Here is a 3,070-nt window from a genome sequence, read left to right on the forward strand (position 1 = left end):
CGCCACCACACGTGCTGCATGGCCTCGTCGGCCTGCTCCACCAGCCGGCCCTCGGCACGCACCGCGAAATCGAAGCGCGGGGCTTCCAGCACACCGTGATTGGGGTCGTGCAGGTCGTCCAGCACGTTGATGCCGCCGCAAAACAGCACGCAGCCGTCCACCACGCACAGCTTGCGGTGCAGCCGGCGCCAGCGGTGCGGCAGCAGCAGGCCCAGCGTGCCGACCGGCGAATACACCTGCATCTGCACGCCCGCGGCCTGGAAGCGCTCGGGCCACGGGCCGGGCAGCGAGCCGGTGCCCACCCCGTCCACCACCAGGTGCACGCGCACGCCGCGCTCGGCCGCGCGCACCAGCGCCTCGGCAATGGCGGCGCCGGTGCCGGTGCAGTCGAAGATGTAGGTCTCGAACTGGATGTCGGACGTGGCGGTGTCCATGTCGGCCACGAGGGCCGCGAACAGCTCCTCGGACCCCTGCAGCAAGCGGACGCGGTGGTCCGCGCCGAGCACGGCGGCATGCGACATGGCTCAAAGCCCCCCGCGGCTCACAGGCGGAACTCGGCGATGAGCGGCAGGTGGTCCGACATGCGCCACCAGATGCGCCCGCGCGGCACGTGCAGGCCGAGCGGCGTGAGCCCGCGCACGTACACGTGGTCGAGCTGCACCATGGGCAGGCGTGCCGGGTAGGTGAAGGTGCGGGGCGCCTCCTCGTACTCGTACAGCCCGCAGGCCGCCAGCGCGCGCTTGACCTGCAGGCCCCAGTCGTTGAAATCGCCGGCCACCACCAGCGGCTCGTCCGGCGGCACCTCGCGGGCGATGAAACGCTGCAACTGCGCCACCTGGCGCACGCGGCTGCCGGGGATCAGGCCCAGGTGCACCACGATGGCATGCACGCGGCGGCCGTGGATCTCGACCTCGACATGCAGCAGGCCGCGCTGCTCGAAGCGGTGGTCGGAGATGTCCTCGTGCCGGTGCCCGATCACCGGCCAACGCGACAGCAGCGCATTGCCGTGCTCGCCATGGCGGGTGACGGCGTTGGTGCGGTACACCGCCTCGTAGCCCTCGGGCGCCAGGAACTCGGCCTGGGGCATGTCGGGCCAGCGCTGGAAGTACTGCTGCTCGCGGCGGTGCATCTTGCGCACCTCCTGCAGGCAGACGATGTCGGCGTCGAGCTGCTCGACGGCATGGCCCAGGTTGTGGATCTCCAGGCGGCGGGCTGGGCCCAGGCCCTGTACTCCCTTGTGGATGTTGTAGGTGGCAACGCGCAGGATGTCGGAGGGGTCCATGGCGCGATTGTGTCGCAGGCGCGCGTCGTTCCGGTGTCAGCCTGCGGGAAGGGGCTTTTTTGCACCCTCGGGCCCGCGCCGCGCGGCCTACACTGTGCTCTTTGCTCAACGGGACGCGCGCCGCACCGCCATGGCCACCGCCAAAGAACCAGACTCCACGGAATCCCAGGCGCTGGTGATCGACAGCAACGCGACCTCGCGCAGCATCCTGGTGGCGCAGTTGCGCGAATACGGCATCCACCGCGTGGTGCAGTGCAGCAGGGTGCAGGACGCACGCAGCCGGCTGGAGCACACCGTGTTCGACTACGTGCTGTGCGAGCAGTATTTCGCCGAATCCGGGCAGTCCGGCCAGACGCTGCTGGACGATCTGCGGCGCGCCCAGATGCTGCCGTTTTCCACCGTGTTCTTCATGGTCACCGCCGAGGCCTCCTACGCCGCGGTGGCCGAGGCGGCCGAATCCGCGCTGGACGGCTACCTGCTCAAGCCCTTCACGCCCAGCGCGCTGTTCGAGCGGCTGGGCCTGGCGCGCCTGCGCAAGACCCACCTGCGCCCGATCTTCGATGCCATCGGGCGGGAAGACTTCGAGGCCGCCGCGCAGCTGTGCGTGGAGCGCTTCGAGGCGCGCAAGCCCTACTGGCTGTATGCCGCGCGCATCGGCACCGAACTGCTGCTGCGCCTGGCGCGGCACGACGAGGCCCGCACCCTGTTCGAGGCGGTGATCGAGGCGCGCGCCCTGCCCTGGGCCAAACTGGGGGTGGCGCGGGCGCAGATCGAGTCCGGCCAGGCGCCGCGGGCCATCACCACCTTGCAGGGCCTGATCGGGGAGGACGCCTCGTTCGCCGACGCGTATGACGTGCTGGGGCGCGCGCAGGTCGAGATGGGCCATTTCGAGGACGCCATGGCCACCTACCGCACGGCCAGCGGCCTCACGCCGGACTCGGTGGTGCGGCTGCAAAAGCTCGGCATGATGGCCCACTACATGGGCGACCGCGAGACGGCGGCCAAGGCCCTGTCGCGCGCCGCGGTGCTGGGCATCGACTCCAAGCTGTTCGACTACCAGTCGCTGGTGCTGCTGGCCTTCGCGCACTTCGCGGGCAACGACCGCAAGGGCCTGGAACGCTGCATGGCCGACTTCGTGCGCATCCTGGAGCGCCATGGCGACAGCCGCCGCGTGCAGCGCTTCAGCGAAATCGTGGCGGCGCTGCAGCAGATCCAGCAGCGCCAGTTCGCCCAGGCCGTGGCGGGGGTGCGCTCCATGGCGCGCGAGATCGGCATCGGCGACTTCGACTACGAAGCCGCCTGCAACCTGAGCAGCCTGCTGGCCGTGCTGGCGGCCACCTCGATCGACCTGCAGGAAGGACCGGCGTGGGTCACCGCCATCGGCATGCGCTACGCCAACACGCGCGGCCTGTGCGAGCTGATGGCCAATGCCTGCCTGGTCCACCCCGACTACTCGGACATCGTGCGCGGCTGCCTGCCCCAGATCAACAAGGCCGCCGAGAACGCGGTGGCGCTCAGCCTGTCGGGCGATCCCGGCGGCGCGGTGGCGCAGTTGCTCGAAGCGGCCGGCACCACGCTCAACACCAAGCTGCTGGACCTGGCGCAGCAGATGCTGACCCGGCACGCCGCCCGCATCGACGACGCTGCGGCGCGGCAAGCGGCCATCGACGCCCTGCGCTCGCGCTGCGGCCCAACCACGCCGCGCGCCGTGCTGGGCCAGGCCACCGAAAGAAAGCCGGGCGAGCTGGTGCTGCGCACGTCCAGCGCCGCCAGCACGCCCGCCGCCAC

At 70.7% G+C, this 3,070-nt stretch carries 3 protein-coding genes; 1 reads left to right on the top strand and 2 read right to left on the bottom strand.

The window, feature by feature from the left end:
- Both AC27IQ_RS21385 and AC27IQ_RS21390 read right to left on the bottom strand, forming a co-directional pair.
- The coding region (locus AC27IQ_RS21385) for a phospholipase D-like domain-containing protein (RefSeq protein WP_487090706.1) at positions 1-521 on the bottom strand (521 nt) is incomplete at its 3' end.
- A 20-nt stretch (positions 522-541) separates the two neighbouring features.
- Positions 542-1,282, bottom strand: a complete 741-nt coding sequence (locus tag AC27IQ_RS21390; RefSeq protein WP_284405500.1) for an endonuclease/exonuclease/phosphatase family protein — start codon at positions 1,280-1,282, stop codon at positions 542-544.
- Positions 1,283-1,412: 130 nt separating this feature from the next.
- Between AC27IQ_RS21390 and AC27IQ_RS21395 the strand changes: the two genes are divergently transcribed.
- A partial coding sequence (locus AC27IQ_RS21395) for a response regulator (protein ID WP_487090707.1) occupies positions 1,413-3,070 on the top strand: 1,658 nt, incomplete at its 3' end.

The sequence above is a fragment of the Acidovorax sp. KPB24-07 genome (assembly GCF_057543315.1).